At 55.5% G+C, this 13,917-nt stretch carries 14 protein-coding genes; 6 read left to right on the forward strand and 8 right to left on the reverse strand.

Annotated features, from left to right (window positions below; translation table 11 throughout):
• Positions 1–51: 51 nt before the first annotated feature.
• Positions 52–825, forward strand: coding sequence for an SOS response-associated peptidase family protein (locus tag ACQZ40_RS20755; RefSeq protein ID WP_174000856.1), 774 nt, complete (start codon positions 52–54; stop codon positions 823–825).
• Positions 826–925: 100 nt separating this feature from the next.
• Here the strand turns inward: ACQZ40_RS20755 and ACQZ40_RS20760 are convergent, their stop codons facing one another.
• Complete coding sequence (locus ACQZ40_RS20760) at positions 926–1,459, reverse strand: helix-turn-helix domain-containing protein (RefSeq protein WP_015084373.1); 534 nt, start codon at positions 1,457–1,459, stop codon at positions 926–928.
• 233 nt (positions 1,460–1,692) lie between these two features.
• On the reverse strand, positions 1,693–2,358 hold the full coding sequence (locus ACQZ40_RS20765) for a hypothetical protein (protein WP_236766989.1): 666 nt from the start codon (positions 2,356–2,358) through the stop codon (positions 1,693–1,695).
• Between the two features lie 289 nt (positions 2,359–2,647).
• Between ACQZ40_RS20765 and dinB the strand changes: the two genes are divergently transcribed.
• Positions 2,648–3,742: a DNA polymerase IV gene (gene dinB, locus ACQZ40_RS20770; RefSeq protein ID WP_015084371.1), complete on the forward strand. Its 1,095-nt coding sequence runs from the start codon at positions 2,648–2,650 to the stop codon at positions 3,740–3,742.
• Between the two features lie 56 nt (positions 3,743–3,798).
• Here the strand turns inward: dinB and ACQZ40_RS20775 are convergent, their stop codons facing one another.
• From ACQZ40_RS20775 to ACQZ40_RS20795, 5 genes are read right to left on the reverse strand one after another with little or no spacing between them, the layout of a single operon-like run.
• Entirely contained in the window at positions 3,799–4,917 is a 1,119-nt protein-coding gene (locus ACQZ40_RS20775; RefSeq protein WP_174000855.1) for a DUF3800 domain-containing protein, read from the reverse strand.
• Positions 4,918–4,948: 31 nt separating this feature from the next.
• Positions 4,949–5,572 (reverse strand): hypothetical protein, encoded by a 624-nt coding sequence (locus tag ACQZ40_RS20780; protein ID WP_081043885.1) that lies wholly within the window; start codon positions 5,570–5,572, stop codon positions 4,949–4,951.
• Positions 5,547–6,731, reverse strand: coding sequence for an XRE family transcriptional regulator (locus ACQZ40_RS20785; protein WP_174000881.1), 1,185 nt, complete (start codon positions 6,729–6,731; stop codon positions 5,547–5,549). The genes ACQZ40_RS20780 and ACQZ40_RS20785 overlap by 26 nt, the downstream gene beginning before the upstream one ends.
• 5 nt (positions 6,732–6,736) lie before the next feature.
• On the reverse strand, positions 6,737–8,116 hold the full coding sequence (locus tag ACQZ40_RS20790) for a 7-cyano-7-deazaguanine synthase (protein WP_174000854.1): 1,380 nt from the start codon (positions 8,114–8,116) through the stop codon (positions 6,737–6,739).
• Positions 8,113–8,691 (reverse strand): hypothetical protein, encoded by a 579-nt coding sequence (locus ACQZ40_RS20795; protein WP_174000853.1) that lies wholly within the window; start codon positions 8,689–8,691, stop codon positions 8,113–8,115. The genes ACQZ40_RS20790 and ACQZ40_RS20795 overlap by 4 nt, the downstream gene beginning before the upstream one ends.
• Before the next feature lie 92 nt (positions 8,692–8,783).
• Between ACQZ40_RS20795 and ACQZ40_RS20800 the strand changes: the two genes are divergently transcribed.
• The 4 genes from ACQZ40_RS20800 (at position 8,784) to ACQZ40_RS20815 (ending at position 12,449) form a co-directional block, all read left to right on the forward strand.
• Positions 8,784–9,413, forward strand: coding sequence for a hypothetical protein (locus ACQZ40_RS20800; RefSeq protein WP_174000852.1), 630 nt, complete (start codon positions 8,784–8,786; stop codon positions 9,411–9,413).
• A gap of 23 nt (positions 9,414–9,436) precedes the next feature.
• On the forward strand, positions 9,437–10,285 hold the full coding sequence (locus ACQZ40_RS20805) for a hypothetical protein (RefSeq protein WP_174000851.1): 849 nt from the start codon (positions 9,437–9,439) through the stop codon (positions 10,283–10,285).
• Positions 10,286–10,357: 72 nt separating this feature from the next.
• Positions 10,358–11,521 carry a hypothetical protein gene (locus ACQZ40_RS20810; protein WP_174000850.1) on the forward strand — a complete coding sequence of 388 codons (1,164 nt, stop codon included), beginning with the start codon at positions 10,358–10,360 and terminating at the stop codon, positions 11,519–11,521.
• Between the two features lie 64 nt (positions 11,522–11,585).
• Entirely contained in the window at positions 11,586–12,449 is an 864-nt protein-coding gene (locus ACQZ40_RS20815) for a phage exclusion protein Lit family protein (protein ID WP_174000849.1), read from the forward strand.
• A 42-nt stretch (positions 12,450–12,491) separates the two neighbouring features.
• Here ACQZ40_RS20815 and ACQZ40_RS20820 read toward each other — a convergent pair whose 3' ends face one another.
• Positions 12,492–13,814 carry an AbiJ-related protein gene (locus ACQZ40_RS20820; RefSeq protein WP_174038105.1) on the reverse strand — a complete coding sequence of 441 codons (1,323 nt, stop codon included), beginning with the start codon at positions 13,812–13,814 and terminating at the stop codon, positions 12,492–12,494.
• Positions 13,815–13,917: the final 103 nt, after the last annotated feature.

Consider the following 13,917-nt stretch of genomic DNA (forward strand, 5'->3'; position numbering starts at 1 on the left):
AGCCATCCGCTAGATTGTCTTCCACGACCTGAGCGAAGTGGATGGCGTGAGATGTGCAATCTTTATCGGATGGAAGACAAGGACTGGGTCGCGAAATGGGCCCAGGATGCGGAAAGCCTGATCAACCTGATGCCGGCCTACCAGATGAACCCCGACCAGATGGGGCCGATCGTCCGCAACACGGCTGGCGGCAAGAAGCAGCTGGTCCACGCACGATGGGGACTGCCCTCTCCTCGCTTCGCGCTCGAGAAAGGCGCCAAGGCCAAGGCCGAGAAGCTTGCGGCCAAGGGCAGACCCTTCGATCTTGAGGAACTGATCCGCATGGAGGCCGACCGCGGCACGACCAATGTGCGCAAGCTCAGTTTTCCGCACTGGAAGCGGTGGTTCGGTGTCGAGAACAGATGCCTCGTCCCGGTTACCAGCTTCGCCGAGCCGGATCCGGCCAGCCAGGTGGTTGGCGGAAACGTGCCGAATGCCTGGTTCGCCTGCAATGAGGAGAAGTCGCTGATGTTCTTTGCCGGTCTCCATGTGCCGCAATGGCAGAGTGTCCGAAAGGTCAGGGACGGCCTGACCACCGACGATCTCTACGGGTTCTTGACCACAGATCCCAACGACCTGGTGAAGCCGATCCATGAGAAGGCGATGCCCGTCCTGTTGCTGACGAAGGAAGAGACCGACATTTGGATGCGGGCGCCATGGGATGAAGCCAAGGATTTGGCCCGCCCGTTACCGGATGACGCGCTGATCATTTCGTCGCGCGAACCGTATGGATCGTCGATCATCTCGAAATCCGGAGAGCCGGTGGAACCGGGCAGTCTGCTCTAACTCCTGAATTCAGAGCGAAAAAGCCTGCCGCGGGAGGAGGTGCGGCAGGCTTTTCGAAAGAATTGAACATGTGCGAATTATTTTGACGCATCTCGCCGTCTCAGTCGCCTTCGGTGTTTCGTGCGCGTTCTTCATCGCTATCGAACTCGACGGGCGACAGATCACCCCAGTCAACGAGCACCCTCCCATGCTCGTCGACCTGGTCGGCATCAATCTTGTCAGATGCGATCAACAGGATCCGTGCCTTATCCCGATCGAAGATCTCGGTCGGGCTGAGGCTATCCAACGCGACCCGGACCAGCGAGCGGTAGGTGACGAAGCCTGTATGGCGCTGTCCCTTGTAGTCAAAGGCAAACGCCATCCACTCGCGGCCGTCAACGGGATCACGACGAAACAGGCGGGGCATCGCCTTACGGAGGCGAACCCCTACCCCGCCCCCGTTTTCCGGAATGAAGATCACGCCATGCGATTCGAGAGCGACCTTGACCGCATGAGGCGTTTTCGGGTGGTAGGCGCGATTGCCGCGCTCGAAATCTGCGATTGTCTTTTTAGCGATGCGCGCACGTTCGGATAGTTCGATTTGAGACCAATCGATAAGAGCCCGCCCCGCCCGGCATTGTTCAGCTGTAATCATGATATTACTCCAAAAGTGACTATATCAACACTGATATGTTTCTTTTAGGGTAAAATCAAGGATAATCTCGCGATGAAATCAAACAACAGTACTGAAACCCGTGTCGCGGCGTGCCTAGAAGCCGGGTGACAAGGTTCCGCACTCTGCTCGGGAAAACAGGCTGTCGAACTGAAGTCACAGAACTTTAGATGAAGATGAAAGAGGGGACCGCCCTGAGGCGGCCCCCTATCATTTCAAGCCCATTCAGGATCGTAATACATGGAATCGTCGACTCTCCCGCCCGTCTCGAACTCCGGCTCGAAGTACCCGACACGGCTGGCAGCACGACGCATTGTCATGATGCTCGTGAATTTGATCTTATCGCCGTGGAACGCCCGATCCTGATCCTGCTCACCGTTGAGCGATCCCGACAGCGTTGCGATCAAGCTATCGTCATGAGTTTCCACGCTCGTCTCCTCGATGTAGAGCTCATCGAAATAGGCGTTGGTCGTTGCGATCTCTCCGGCGAGTTCGTTTTCTATGACCATGGGGTCGCGCTGGATGTAATCGTTGATGTCATCACTCAGGTAGGTCGAATCCCATATCTCTCCCCTGAAATGCCCAGCCGCCTCAAGCGACGCCGAGATAATCTTTGCAATCGCCCTACCGTCGGGAAGTTCAACAGGAACATTCGACAGTTCCGCACGCCGCCGATTGATACCATCAATGTCAGGAATAAGGATTTCAGCCTCTTCCAAGGAGGAAAGGGGAAATGTGACATCAGCTTGCAGAGCCGCAGCGGTGCCATAACCGAAGTAAGCTGCAACAAGCTCGTGGGCATGAGACGAGCGAAGTTTCTCGCCGGTCATATTCCGGTAGGCTGCGCGCAGGTAATCTGCGCAATCTTTTTGGGTAGACATGACAAATCCATTTCACACCGGCGTCGTGGAGGGGTGGTCGCAAGCGCTTTATGAACACCCTGCGCCGGCTGAATGGTTGCCGTTCAGGATCTTATTTAGGATGTGCCGCCTTTTGGGTCGCTTGCAGCCCTGGCGTTCGGCTCCGTCACCAAAAGATAACAAAACTTTTACGAATTGCAAGCGATGCAGCGCTCCTCGACGCAGGCCCCTCCAAGGGTTGCAGTTTCCATCCACCATGCTATGTTCTTGTTTTGTTCTACTCTACCTCTACAGACGGCTGGATAGTGAAATGAATAACACTGCCCAAATTAGAAAGATAATCCACGTGGATATGGACGCGTTCTACGCATCCGTGGAGCAGCGCGACAATCCGGATCTCCGTGGGAAACCGATAGCGGTCGGAGGTGCAGGCGCCCGAGGCGTGCTGACCACAGCGAGCTATGAGGCGCGCGTCTTTGGCATTCATTCGGCAATGCCATCGGTGACTGCTGCCCGCAAATGCCCTGACCTGATTTTCGTGAAACCGCGATTCGAGGTCTATCGCGAAGTGTCCCGGCAAATTTGCGAAATTTTCGCCGAGTACACGTCTTTGGTCGAACCCTTGTCACTGGATGAGGCCTATCTTGATGTGACCGAAAATCTAAAGGAAATGCCGATCGCGACAGAAATCGCCTTGGCGATACGCGCGAAGATCAAAGCGGTGACTGGTCTGAATGCGTCCGCCGGCATCTCCTACAATAAATTTCTCGCAAAGATGGCCTCGGATCTCAACAAGCCCAACGGGCAGGCCGTCATCACCCCAAAGAACGGGCCTGCCTTTGTAGAAGGACTTGCAGTCAAGAAGTTTCATGGCGTCGGTCCGGCCACCGCAGAGAAGATGCATCGGCTTGGTATCGAAACCGGGGCGGATCTGAAAACGAAATCGCTGCAATTCTTGTCGCAGCACTTTGGGAAGTCGGGTGGTTATTTCTACGGAATCGCCCGCGGCATCGATGAGCGTCAGGTGCGACCGGATCGGGTCCGAAAATCGGTAGGAGCAGAAGACACCTTCATCCAAGACATCAATGACCTCGGGGTTGCTAGAGACGAGTTGAAGCCGCTTGCAGATAAGGTTTGGGGCTATTGCAAGTCGTCAGGCATCGAGGCCAAAACCGTGACCGTGAAGATCAAATATTCGGATTTTACGCAAGCAACACGAAGCAAGACAAGCGTCCTACCCTTTGCCGATGGCCACGACGTTCTCCGTATCGCAGCCGACTTGCTGACGACGGTTTACCCTTTCAAACTTTCCGTTCGGTTGCTCGGCGTTACGTTGTCGTCACTGACGAAAGCAGACAGGAACGATGCCGGCTTCGAGAAGCCGCAGCTCCACTTCAATTTGTAGCTTTGTACCAAGCCCACCAAAAATAGCGTCGACCCAATCCGCCGCACCAATTGCAGTCACGCGGGTGCCCGAAATTCTTCTGATATTGCTCTATCGCGATTGCTCATGACCGCATGGGCAAAAACAGGATTCTCCTCGACAGAGCGCTCCAAAATGCCAGACAAAAGCGAAAGGTTCATAAGCTGTTGAGGCTTCAACGTTTGGCGAGTTTCCACCAAATCTTCGTCCGCTGTCGCACAGATAAATGAGAAATATTTGCCCAGCAGGCCGACGATGACGTCTGAGATCTGAATTCCTGGTTCACTGTGGGAGACGACGAACCGAAAATGGTTCATCTTCGTCTTGCCGTCGACGAAGGTCACATCTTTGAGGTAGTCGATAACGAGCTCCTCGACGTCCAGGATGTGCGACGCGTTCTTAAGGATATAAAGACGCTCCAGAAAAAAATGACCGAAGCTATCGACCAGAACATTAGGAGCTTCTGCCTCAAGGAAGGGAAGCGATTTAATCTTTCGCCCCAGCTGCAACACGCCCTTTAGCATCATGTAATTGAAGTGATCGAGCAAATCGGATCGAGCTTCGGCGAGGTCCAACAGTTCATCAATGAAGTCACGCCTCCTCTCGGAACCGACATTGGGAAATGTGTAGCGCCGGAAAAGATCAATCAACCCTTCAAAATCGTATCGGAGAATTGAAAAAAGATCGTTTTTTAGAGAACGCTCGAAAGGGATGAGATGCGTCGCCACGTCGTCCGACAAAATGGAATCTATAATATCGACAATGCTCCAATAGATTGGATCAACGACCGAATAGTGGACATAGAGGCCCTGTTCGCTGATCCAGCGCAGAAACGTCTCCAGTTTCCTGCTGCTGAGCATCTGCAGAAAACCGCCCGTCGCGACATACTTCAACTTGATCTCGGGTGCATTGTCCTGCACCGCAAGAATTTTGCGTAGACGCCCGAGATCAAAGACGCGCTGCGGCCCATCGTAAGCCACTCCGCCGACCACGAAACAATTTGCTTCGGGGATGTTCAGCCCGCTCTCGCGAACGTGGACAAGGCGATGATTGTTGGTTTCGTCGTAAAAGATCGTGTAGGCGCGATCGGCGTTAAAAAGCCCATGAAGCGCTATAGGTCCGGCACGCCGCTTATTCACATCTATGATCACTGTCATGTCCTTTCTGCCAGGCTCGCAACGGAGCATGTCACGTCAAAGAACTAGCCACCTGGCGTAGTGCCGCCGGGAGGCTGTGGCATTCGACAGCACGCGCACCGAGCAAATCGATCACCCAGCCATGATGCCTTTCCGGAATAAACATTCTCGCCCCCGCCAAGCTGTTGAAGATCAAATCTCCGACTTGTTCGGCACCCAGGTTCGCGACCACGCGCTCGGAACAGAGGATATCCGCAGTGGCGATGATCTGCATGCCAGCAAAGCGTTCGGCCGCAATCCTCTGAGCCTTGCGTTCATCTATCACAACCGTATGTCCCAATACCGCCCCAACCGCGAGGGTTGCAGCTTCGCCGTCATCCAGAGTTTCTGCGGCGCTGCCACTAACCAGGCCTGCAAAGATGCGCTCACCCTGATCATCGAGTTCGACAAACTGGAGCAATTCTTCGCTTACGAGCGCTGCGGCCATTTCTGCATCATTTCTTGCACTAAAACGGTCGGCGACGAGCTCATCGCGGACGACGGCGGATGCCCGAAGCTTTACTCCGAATGCGCGCACGATATCGCTCGCTCGTCCCGTCGCATTGAGATTAATGATCACACTCGTATCGACCACGAGATGAGCTGAGACATCACCGGAGAATAGAGGTTGCCGCATTGCCCCCGCTTTCTTCGGTATCGATATCGCTGAGGATGTCGCGCACTTTGACACGATCCATATGCAGCATCCGCGCGATCTGGCCCTCGCTCAATAGACCGCGCTTTGCTGCTTGATAGGCCATCAGCCCGGTTTTAAGCGGGACCGGCAAAGCGGCTTCGTCCTTCATACGATCATTTTGAACTGCATCACCGAGAACCTGCCTCACATGGTCATCGGTGATGTGACCGTTCGCCTGAAACCAGTCCCAAGTGCCGCGTTTGGTCAGTTGCAGCTCCTCCAACCGCCGCACCATGGCCTCCCGGGAAACACGGAAGAAATGAGCGAGAACGATGACATGACGGCGCGTCAGGCTCGATGCGCCAGCCGTGACTTCCTCAAATTTCTGGCGGACCGCTTGGGCCGGGGTGAGAAACCCACGCGCGAATGCATTCGCATATTTCTCTTCCCGCGAACTTTCCAACTCGTCGATTTCATTGACCTCCGGCTGAGTCCGCGTTGCAACGAGGTGCCCAAGCTCATGGGCTGCCGTTTGCGTGCGCCGATCGAGTGGATGGCTCGAATTGAGGAGGATACAGGCTCCGACCGATTCCTCGAATGCAAAGAGCCCAGAAATCTTTGCTGGCAGACGGCGAACATAAAGCCGCACGCCCATTTGCAGTTCCAGGACAGCGCCAATGTCCGAAACGGGAGCAAGCCCCAGCCCTAACCAGTGACGGAGTTCCAGGGCATGCTGCTCAGCCTGCTGGCGAACATCACCGGCGAGGATGGCACGCTCGGGCGGCAGATTACGGACGTGGGGAATGCCAAGAAGCGTTTCCAATTCAACATCGGCCCGAACAAGATCTGCCATAAGTTCTGCTGCCTTCGAGACAAAGGCTTCTTCGTGGTCGGCAAGCTTGCGAAATTTAGGGGCGAGCTCGACGTGCACAGCTTCTTTGCGCAGGATCGCATTGGCACTGGTGCCGTAAAAGTGGGCGAGCTGCTGAAGCTCGCCAATCTTGACCCGCCGAGAGCCTTTTTCCATGGCAACGAGGGTAGTGCGTCCCACGCCGATCAGGGCAGCCGCGTCCGCTTGCGTCTTCGCTGCGGTCTCCCGGGCAATGCGAAGCCGCTCGCCGAGTTGCTCGGGATTGAGCTGGTCATGACCTTCACTCATATCGGTCACGCCAACCATTGGGCGACGAATGATTTTGGCCCAAGATCCTTCATGAATGCCTTCCATTCTCTGTCATGCTGTTCCAGCAGGCCGAAGAGTCGCTCTTCGGCCTCGTCCGTCGATATTTGCAGATGGTCTGCAAGCTGCCAGGCGCTTCGCTTCACGCGTGGCTGATGCACCGGGGAAAAGCGCATTTCGGCAAGATGATCAAGATGCAATGCCCCAGCTATGCCGTAGCGTTGCATCGCGCGCGTCACCTTGGTGAACCCTCTGACGGCACCATCGGCGAATTCACCGGCCCTAAGGTCTTCCCAGATGTAGTTTTCCTTCGGCTCGCTGATACCGGCAGAATGAAAGCTCAGTCTACGCAGCATGCATGCTGCACAAATTCCACAATGCCGGCGTCTGCCCTCAAACGAGGAATTCCGGCTCTGCTGCCAACACGATCGGGTCCGGTTCCACTCATCGGGATTGCTCTCGAGCGCAGCGAATTCTGCAAGCGTTTGTCCTTTGGTGTTCCACAGCTGCGGTAGGCGGAAGGAGACAGGGTACTGGAAGATCGCCTGCACGACGTCCTCCATTCTGCGAAGGAACCGCGGATGGTTGCGATAATCCTCATAGCCGTGACTCGTCGGGACAAGGGTCGGGCCCAATGCGCCCTGCCCGCTTTCCGGCATTGCTACGTCGTGCGTTCCAACTAGATAGGCCGCAAGCGCGCTAAGCAGGGTAAATTTGAACCCGCGGCTCCTGACAGACGATTCCTTGATCCCGCCGCCATACCGCATGTTGACGGAAAACGGGATATTCAGAAACGGGACTCTTTTGCGATCACGGAGTGGACGGTCATCGGCCTTGGAGCCGACCCGAACCCTTATCAATCTGTCTGCCCGCCCTTTGGCGCCAAGGATGGCCGACATCGCCCGCGAATCGAGACCGTCGCTAAAGGGCGTTATGGTACGACCAGGATCCCCCCATTCTAACAGGCTTTGCTGGCCAAAATCGCGGTCCACATCGCTCGATGCAGCGGTGAACGTGATTTTCCAATCGTCGCCGGTCAAGAATTTCAACGCGCCAACGATCGAGCCCGCTACATCGGGATTCTGCCAGTGCGCGACGTCATGCACCGGGACCATAAGCTCAAATCTCCGCACCCAACGAAGGCCAGACCGCTTCAGCACCTTGTCGCAGTATTCGACTGCGGCAATCAAAAGCATGGCGTCGTACACGCGACTGTCCCAGTTCTTCGTCCGATAATCATCCAGATCCTCGGTCTTGAAGACGATAGCCTTGCCGATTTCGGCTGAGTGCCAGCCGTCGTCGGGCTTACGCCCTGGCTCTATGACAGCGACCCGAATGGACGGCGCGTCTTCTGGTATCGTGCTCAAAGCGGAACCCCTTGATCGACGCCATCGTGAACAGTTGGCGTTCGCGCGACACTGACTGAGCGATCGCCAAGAATGGATTTCGCCATGCGATCGAAGGTTCCGTTGTTCGTCATGTACGTAATCGTTTCGTTCATACGCCGACGCATCTGCTGACATGCGCCTGGCCCGGCTTTGACGAGATAGTGTTCCTCCATGGCGCGGCCTCCAGCTGCGAGGCGTTCGGTCAAAGCGGAAGCCAATCCCTTCTCTATAGCAATGAGCCCACCATATCCTTCGCGGAGTGCCATCTGAGTTCCCTCGACAGCGTTGGCTGCCAACGTATCGACCGCGGGATCCACCCGAAGACTATCAAGCTGATTATGCATCGAGGACCCCAGGCTCAGAAGGTCCTGGCCATCGACTATGGCGAGGAGTGGCTTGAGTGTTGGGGCAAATTCGATGGCGACATCGCGCAAGAGCGCGGACTCGGCCGCCTCGCCAATCTGACTAACGCTGAAGGCAGGCTTATAGGCCCAGGCTGCGACACGTTGGTATCCGGGGCGCAGAGGCAAGCTTTTATGCGGACCGTCGCTCATACGAATCTCCTAATGTCAGGTATCTTGATATTTTTTGTATGACATGTCAACTTCTCTCCTAGGTAGAATCTTGTTTTGGGGAGCAGAGAGGTATGGCCGGAGTGGACAGCGGAAGTGATAAGCAAATATTCTTGGCGCCGCGTCGAAGCGACGAAGACTGGCGACGACTGTCAAGCCAGCTGATAATCGGCAGTGATGCGTCACCATGGGCAGCCGCTTTTCAAGAGTTTTTCTTTGAGCGGCTGGAGAGCCGATATCTCAAGCCTATCCGTCTTCTCCAGAACGAGGGAAGCTGGGAGGGTGAAGGTTTCAGCATAGTCTCCATTCAGTGTGCTATGTTGGAATTTCTCGCGGCATGTCGTGGTGGTCTGATCTATCGCCACAGAAACGCTCAGCCGCCTTTCGAGTACAGCGCGAGCGGAGAACTTTTTGCGTCTTTTTTGTCGGAAACAGCGCCGTTCAACGCGTTGTTCACGCGTGACGATGCTGTCGAATTCTATCGGAAGGTTCGTTGCGCACTGTTGCATGAGGCAAGGACCAAGGGCGGCTGGACCATCCACGCGTCAGGGCGGACCGGCGTCAATTGCTCGCGGAAGATCGTCTATCGAAACACGTTTCAAACGCTCATTGAAGACTACATCGATCGCTACGGCTGTGATCTACTCGCTGACACTGATCTTCAAGCGGCGTTTGTGCGCAAGTTCGACGATCTTGCATCATAATTACGACTGGGGACCAAAGGACGATGGGCGAATTCAATCGGATGACAGTAGTAGCTGCTGCTGAAGTTATTTCAGATAGCTATTCCCATAGCGAGATTGATGTTCTCGAAATGCAATGGGGGATTGAGGATAAGGGTGGCGGGAGCAGCAAATCGGCCCGGGTCGTCAGCCTCTCCAAGGCTGCCGTAGAAGGTGGTCCAGCAGTCTACACTGAATCCGGCCAAGTCAGCTTGGAGCGTGCCATGATCGAAAAGGCGCTCGCAAACTGGTCAACTGCAAAGGAGACGGCATCGTGGCAAAAGCTGAAAGCAGGTCTTAGGTTCGACGGTTTTGAGATCGTTGAACCTGCTGAGGTGGACGACGTGTGGGGGAGACGAGCCCCAAAGGCACCCGCAACGCTTGTAAGGATGTTACCATCCGATGCCCCTGAGCTGAATATGAGAGAGGCCGAGAACGAGGTCGTTCAACTTCTCAGGAAACACCAACTGACCACAGCCGAAGGCCATTTGTCTAGAGCGATGTCCGCGTTCCAGCGAGGCGAGTGGTCAGGTGCAAATGGCGAGCTTCGGAACTTCCTTGAGAGCTACTTTAATGAGATTGCGGTCCTGGCGGGTTGCGATCCCACCTTGGACAGCCGGCAGAAGCGAGACTTCTTGGGTGGAAGCGCCACACCGCCGTTTCTGCTGGCAGACTACAATGAATGGAGTCCTGATGGGAAAAAGTCTCCATTTGTCCAGGCACTCATGAGCCGAATGCATCCTCACGGCGGGCATCCTGGGCTGTCCGAAGAAGAAGACGCAACATTCAGGCTTCAAATAACTCTGGTCACAGCGAGACTATTTTTGCGGCGCTTCGATCGTGGCCCGTATTGACCGGCGCCATAGGAAACCTTTGTGCCGCGTGATCAGCGCGCTGCGCAACTGTAACACGCGAACGGTACATGAATGTTAGACTTGTTCACTCCGCGATTCCCGGAAGAAAAACTCCACGATCATTTTCGTCTTATCTCGGCCGATCCAGACTACACAAAGGTGCAGCCCATCATTCAAAACTGGGCGACTGGCCTGCTGGATCGTAGGGGAGAGAACCAGAAGTTCATCAAGGAATTTCAAACGACGTTCAATTCCTCGATGTGGGAGCTATATCTGAATAGAGCGCTTATTGATTTAAAATGCAGTGTGGACTTTTCAAAGTCGTCGCCGGATTTCTTTGTCCGAGGACCCGGAAACTACGAGTTCAACATAGAAGCTGTCGTCTCTGATCAGCCCCCGACTGCGAAGCAGCGGAAGAACTTTGACGAGCAAGATTTCAAGACCCGCGGTGCGCTTAAACTTGCCGGGAAGATCAGGGACAAGCTGGATCTTTTCCGCGGAAGGAATGGAAAGAAGCACCCGTATTCCTCGAGGAGCCACGTGCAAGGTCGGCCGTTCGTCATTGCGATCGCCCCCTTCGATAGCGACCTATCGCTCACTCAAAATAACGAACTTATCAATATGGTCCTTTTTGGCTTGACGCCGCCGGTGCTCGAAGGCCCAGACTATGGGAAGCAAGGCAAGATAACCTCGCTCCTGAAGCCTTCCGGTGCTCCGGTGGAGATGGGAATCTTCACGAACGATTCGTTCAAGGAGATCAGCGCCGTCTTTTTCTCGACGGTCGGAACCTTTGGAAAAGCAGTCGTTGAAAGTAAGATTGATAGGCTAGTCCGGGCAACCCGCTACAGGGTAATCGACAAGCACAAAATCGCGCCGGGTTCCGTGCTCTGGGAGGTCGGGACGCACCGGTTTCAGCTCGCCGCGCTGAACTACCTTCTCACGCAACGACGAGAGAGCGAGCAACAGATCGGCGGCTTAGATGTGCTCATTCAGCACTCATCGCTTCATCGTGAAACCCATCTGGATGGGCTTCAGGTCTATTTCAATCCGTATGCAGAGGTGCCGTTTGACCCAAACTTCCCATGGCCCGCAGAAATCGCTCTCAATTACTATGACGTCGAAAGTGGGGAGCACATTCAAGCCCATCCTGACGGCGCGCTCGTCTCAAGGCAGGTTTATGCAATAACCCCCACATACATTCGGCTTCTGCTCGGCAAATACGGCTTTCTTCGATGAGGGGGAGCCGGATTGTTGAGATGTCTAGATAATTTTCCCGCACGCGATCTGGGAGGTGGCTCGAATGACTGATGCTGAACGACTGATGCAAGACTTTGTCCACTTGCTTGCTCAAAGTCCGTTTCGGATCGCACCGGAGCGTGTTGACGAGCTGGTCAGCGAAATGCAGGGAGAGCCGTGGCCGCTGGACATCAATGCGGGGCGGGCAAACTTTACCGCTTATCCGTTGGAAAAGAAAATCACGGGGACCTACGCGGCGATGCTGAGCATATGGGCGGTAGCCGCCGCGGTGCTCACGATGATGGACCTCGTGAGGGCTGCCGCTGCGGCGGGCAAATCAACGATCGTCATCGAGCCGGGTGGGCTGGGCTCCGAAGTGATGGAATTCAAGCACGCTGCCGTTGCGCTCATCAGGGATTCGACGGCATCCTGGAGCGAGGATTTGCCTGCTCCATATCACGCGGCCCCGCTTTCTACGCCGGATGGACTCGTTACCAATCTATTCCTGGCGGCGGCCAGCGTCGTCGTCCTGCACGAGTGCGGTCATATCGTGCAAAAGCACTTGCCAGACTCTCCCCAAGCTCACCAGCAAGAATTCGAGGCTGACGCCTGGGCTGTGGATTGGATCCTCGCAAAAGTCATGGATGCAAAGGAACGCGAGTTCCGGACGCTTGCGATCTGCGTAGCCTTCATATGGATCGGCCTTATCGACGATGTACGCCGTGGCGGCACAACCCATCCGCACGCTGCGCAACGACTGGGTCAGGCGTTCGAACGGTTCTCCGGCTTGACCGACGAAAGTGAAGCGCTAGAGATCGGAAGCTATATGCTGAAAGCATTCTTCGATCCCACGACAGACCTGCCCCAGGCCGATTGCGCGAGGGAAGGGTTCGTGGACCGTCTCATTAATTATGTTCGGAGCCGATAGGGCTGCTGAAAGCTCGAATTTCGCAACTGCCCGACACATCTGTTACTGTCGAACTCGATGCAATCGGAAAAGCTTTTCGAAGAAGTCTGTCACCCTCGTTTCAGCGCCGGCCCCGACGAGTTCGTTCGCTCCGAAGCGATAGACTTCATATCCAGCAAGGCGCAGCTCGCGATCTGCTGACACCATTTCAGCATAGATCTTCAATGATGGACGATCTTTTTCTGCGAAATGGTGCTGGCCATCAACTTCGACCACGACGCGCTGCCTTCCGGGAAGAAGCAGCAAAAAATCCATGCGTTGACGTGGAAGTGGAAGGCGGTGACGCAGGGTCTTCACAACAGCAGGGTCATAATGAAGATAAACTTGTGGGAGGAGCGCCGGTAGCGCCTCACCTAGGTCCGAACGGAACGCCTTGAAGTAGCCGGCGAAAAGCCTCCGTTCAGCTTCCGAGGCTAAAGATTCCTGCAAGCGCGCTCCAAGACTCGCTGCATTCCCGCCTGGTGTGACATCGCTCCACCAGTCGACGAGCTCGGACCAGCGAAGGCCGTTCGAACCGATCGGTCGGTCATAGACCAAACAGCTCTCCTCACCAGATAGAATGACGATGTCATTGTTGATCGCGTCGGCAAAGCCGATCTCTGGCTTCTTTCCCCGGGAGGCAAAGATCAAGTTCTTGGGCCGACCGCCCACCCCTCTCACGATAGCACGGAACCCGAAGATCGGATGGCCTGAGAGTTCGCTTTCTTGTGCCAGCTCGTAACCGTCGCGTTCAAGGATCTTGTTGATAGCGCCGATCATCTGAAGCTGATCGTCACCCGACCTTGAAAGAGGGTGGACGGCCTCCTCCACCAAAGCGGCGAAGCGTGCTCTGGAGCAATCAAACGCACCGATTTCACCAAAGAGATGCTCCACCGACCAGTCACCGGGGTTTTGATCCATGTGGCGATCAACACGGTCACGCAAGCTTCGACCGTTGCTGCCAAGGAAATCATCGAGGGGTGAGGAGAGAGGGAAGAAGCGTCCGACCATCTCTACCGTGCTGCGCTCACCCGCGAGATCGTCCCCGAAAGCGCGGGCGACATCTCGCCGTGTGATCTGCGAGAGGGGCGGGTCGCCCGCCTCGAGAACCTTTCGGCCGGCTTCGTCGAGATCGACGTCGCCGCGGTGGGCAGCAAATTTTAGTGCAAACTGCGCAAGTTGTGCCTCTGAAAGGGGCGAAAGGGCCATATCGATACGCTGCCGCTTCGACAGTCCATCCTCGCTGGGCACCACCAGTCCGGCAATCCGCGACGGCTCCTCGCTCAACTGGGTGTGGGTCATCCCCTGCAGCAGGCTCACGAATAGGGTTCGAATGTCACCCGCCATGTCCTGTCCCCTTAGGCAAAGCTAAGACGGCCGTGCAACCGTCGCATCGAGCCAGGCACTCGATCTTTACCGAGTGCACGCGTTGGTGATCACCGCACCGAAA

This window comes from Agrobacterium sp. 16-172Ci (assembly GCF_053522725.1).

Excerpts from the sequence above, each read along its gene's own strand:
- ACQZ40_RS20820 (WP_174038105.1), bottom strand. The coding sequence starts at position 13,814 with ATGGCGGGTGACATTCGAACCCTATTCGTGAGCCTGCTGCAGGGGATG.
- ACQZ40_RS20800 (WP_174000852.1), top strand. The coding sequence starts at position 8,784 with ATGGCCGGAGTGGACAGCGGAAGTGATAAGCAAATATTCTTGGCGCCG.
- ACQZ40_RS20805 (WP_174000851.1), top strand. The coding sequence starts at position 9,437 with ATGGGCGAATTCAATCGGATGACAGTAGTAGCTGCTGCTGAAGTTATT.
- ACQZ40_RS20815 (WP_174000849.1), top strand. The coding sequence starts at position 11,586 with ATGACTGATGCTGAACGACTGATGCAAGACTTTGTCCACTTGCTTGCT.
- ACQZ40_RS20780 (WP_081043885.1), bottom strand. The coding sequence starts at position 5,572 with ATGCGGCAACCTCTATTCTCCGGTGATGTCTCAGCTCATCTCGTGGTC.
- ACQZ40_RS20775 (WP_174000855.1), bottom strand. The coding sequence starts at position 4,917 with ATGACAGTGATCATAGATGTGAATAAGCGGCGTGCCGGACCTATAGCG.
- ACQZ40_RS20755 (WP_174000856.1), top strand. The coding sequence starts at position 52 with ATGTGCAATCTTTATCGGATGGAAGACAAGGACTGGGTCGCGAAATGG.
- ACQZ40_RS20795 (WP_174000853.1), bottom strand. The coding sequence starts at position 8,691 with ATGAGCGACGGTCCGCATAAAAGCTTGCCTCTGCGCCCCGGATACCAA.
- ACQZ40_RS20765 (WP_236766989.1), bottom strand. The coding sequence starts at position 2,358 with ATGTCTACCCAAAAAGATTGCGCAGATTACCTGCGCGCAGCCTACCGG.
- ACQZ40_RS20760 (WP_015084373.1), bottom strand. The coding sequence starts at position 1,459 with ATGATTACAGCTGAACAATGCCGGGCGGGGCGGGCTCTTATCGATTGG.
- ACQZ40_RS20810 (WP_174000850.1), top strand. The coding sequence starts at position 10,358 with ATGTTAGACTTGTTCACTCCGCGATTCCCGGAAGAAAAACTCCACGAT.
- ACQZ40_RS20785 (WP_174000881.1), bottom strand. The coding sequence starts at position 6,731 with ATGAGTGAAGGTCATGACCAGCTCAATCCCGAGCAACTCGGCGAGCGG.
- dinB (WP_015084371.1), top strand. The coding sequence starts at position 2,648 with ATGAATAACACTGCCCAAATTAGAAAGATAATCCACGTGGATATGGAC.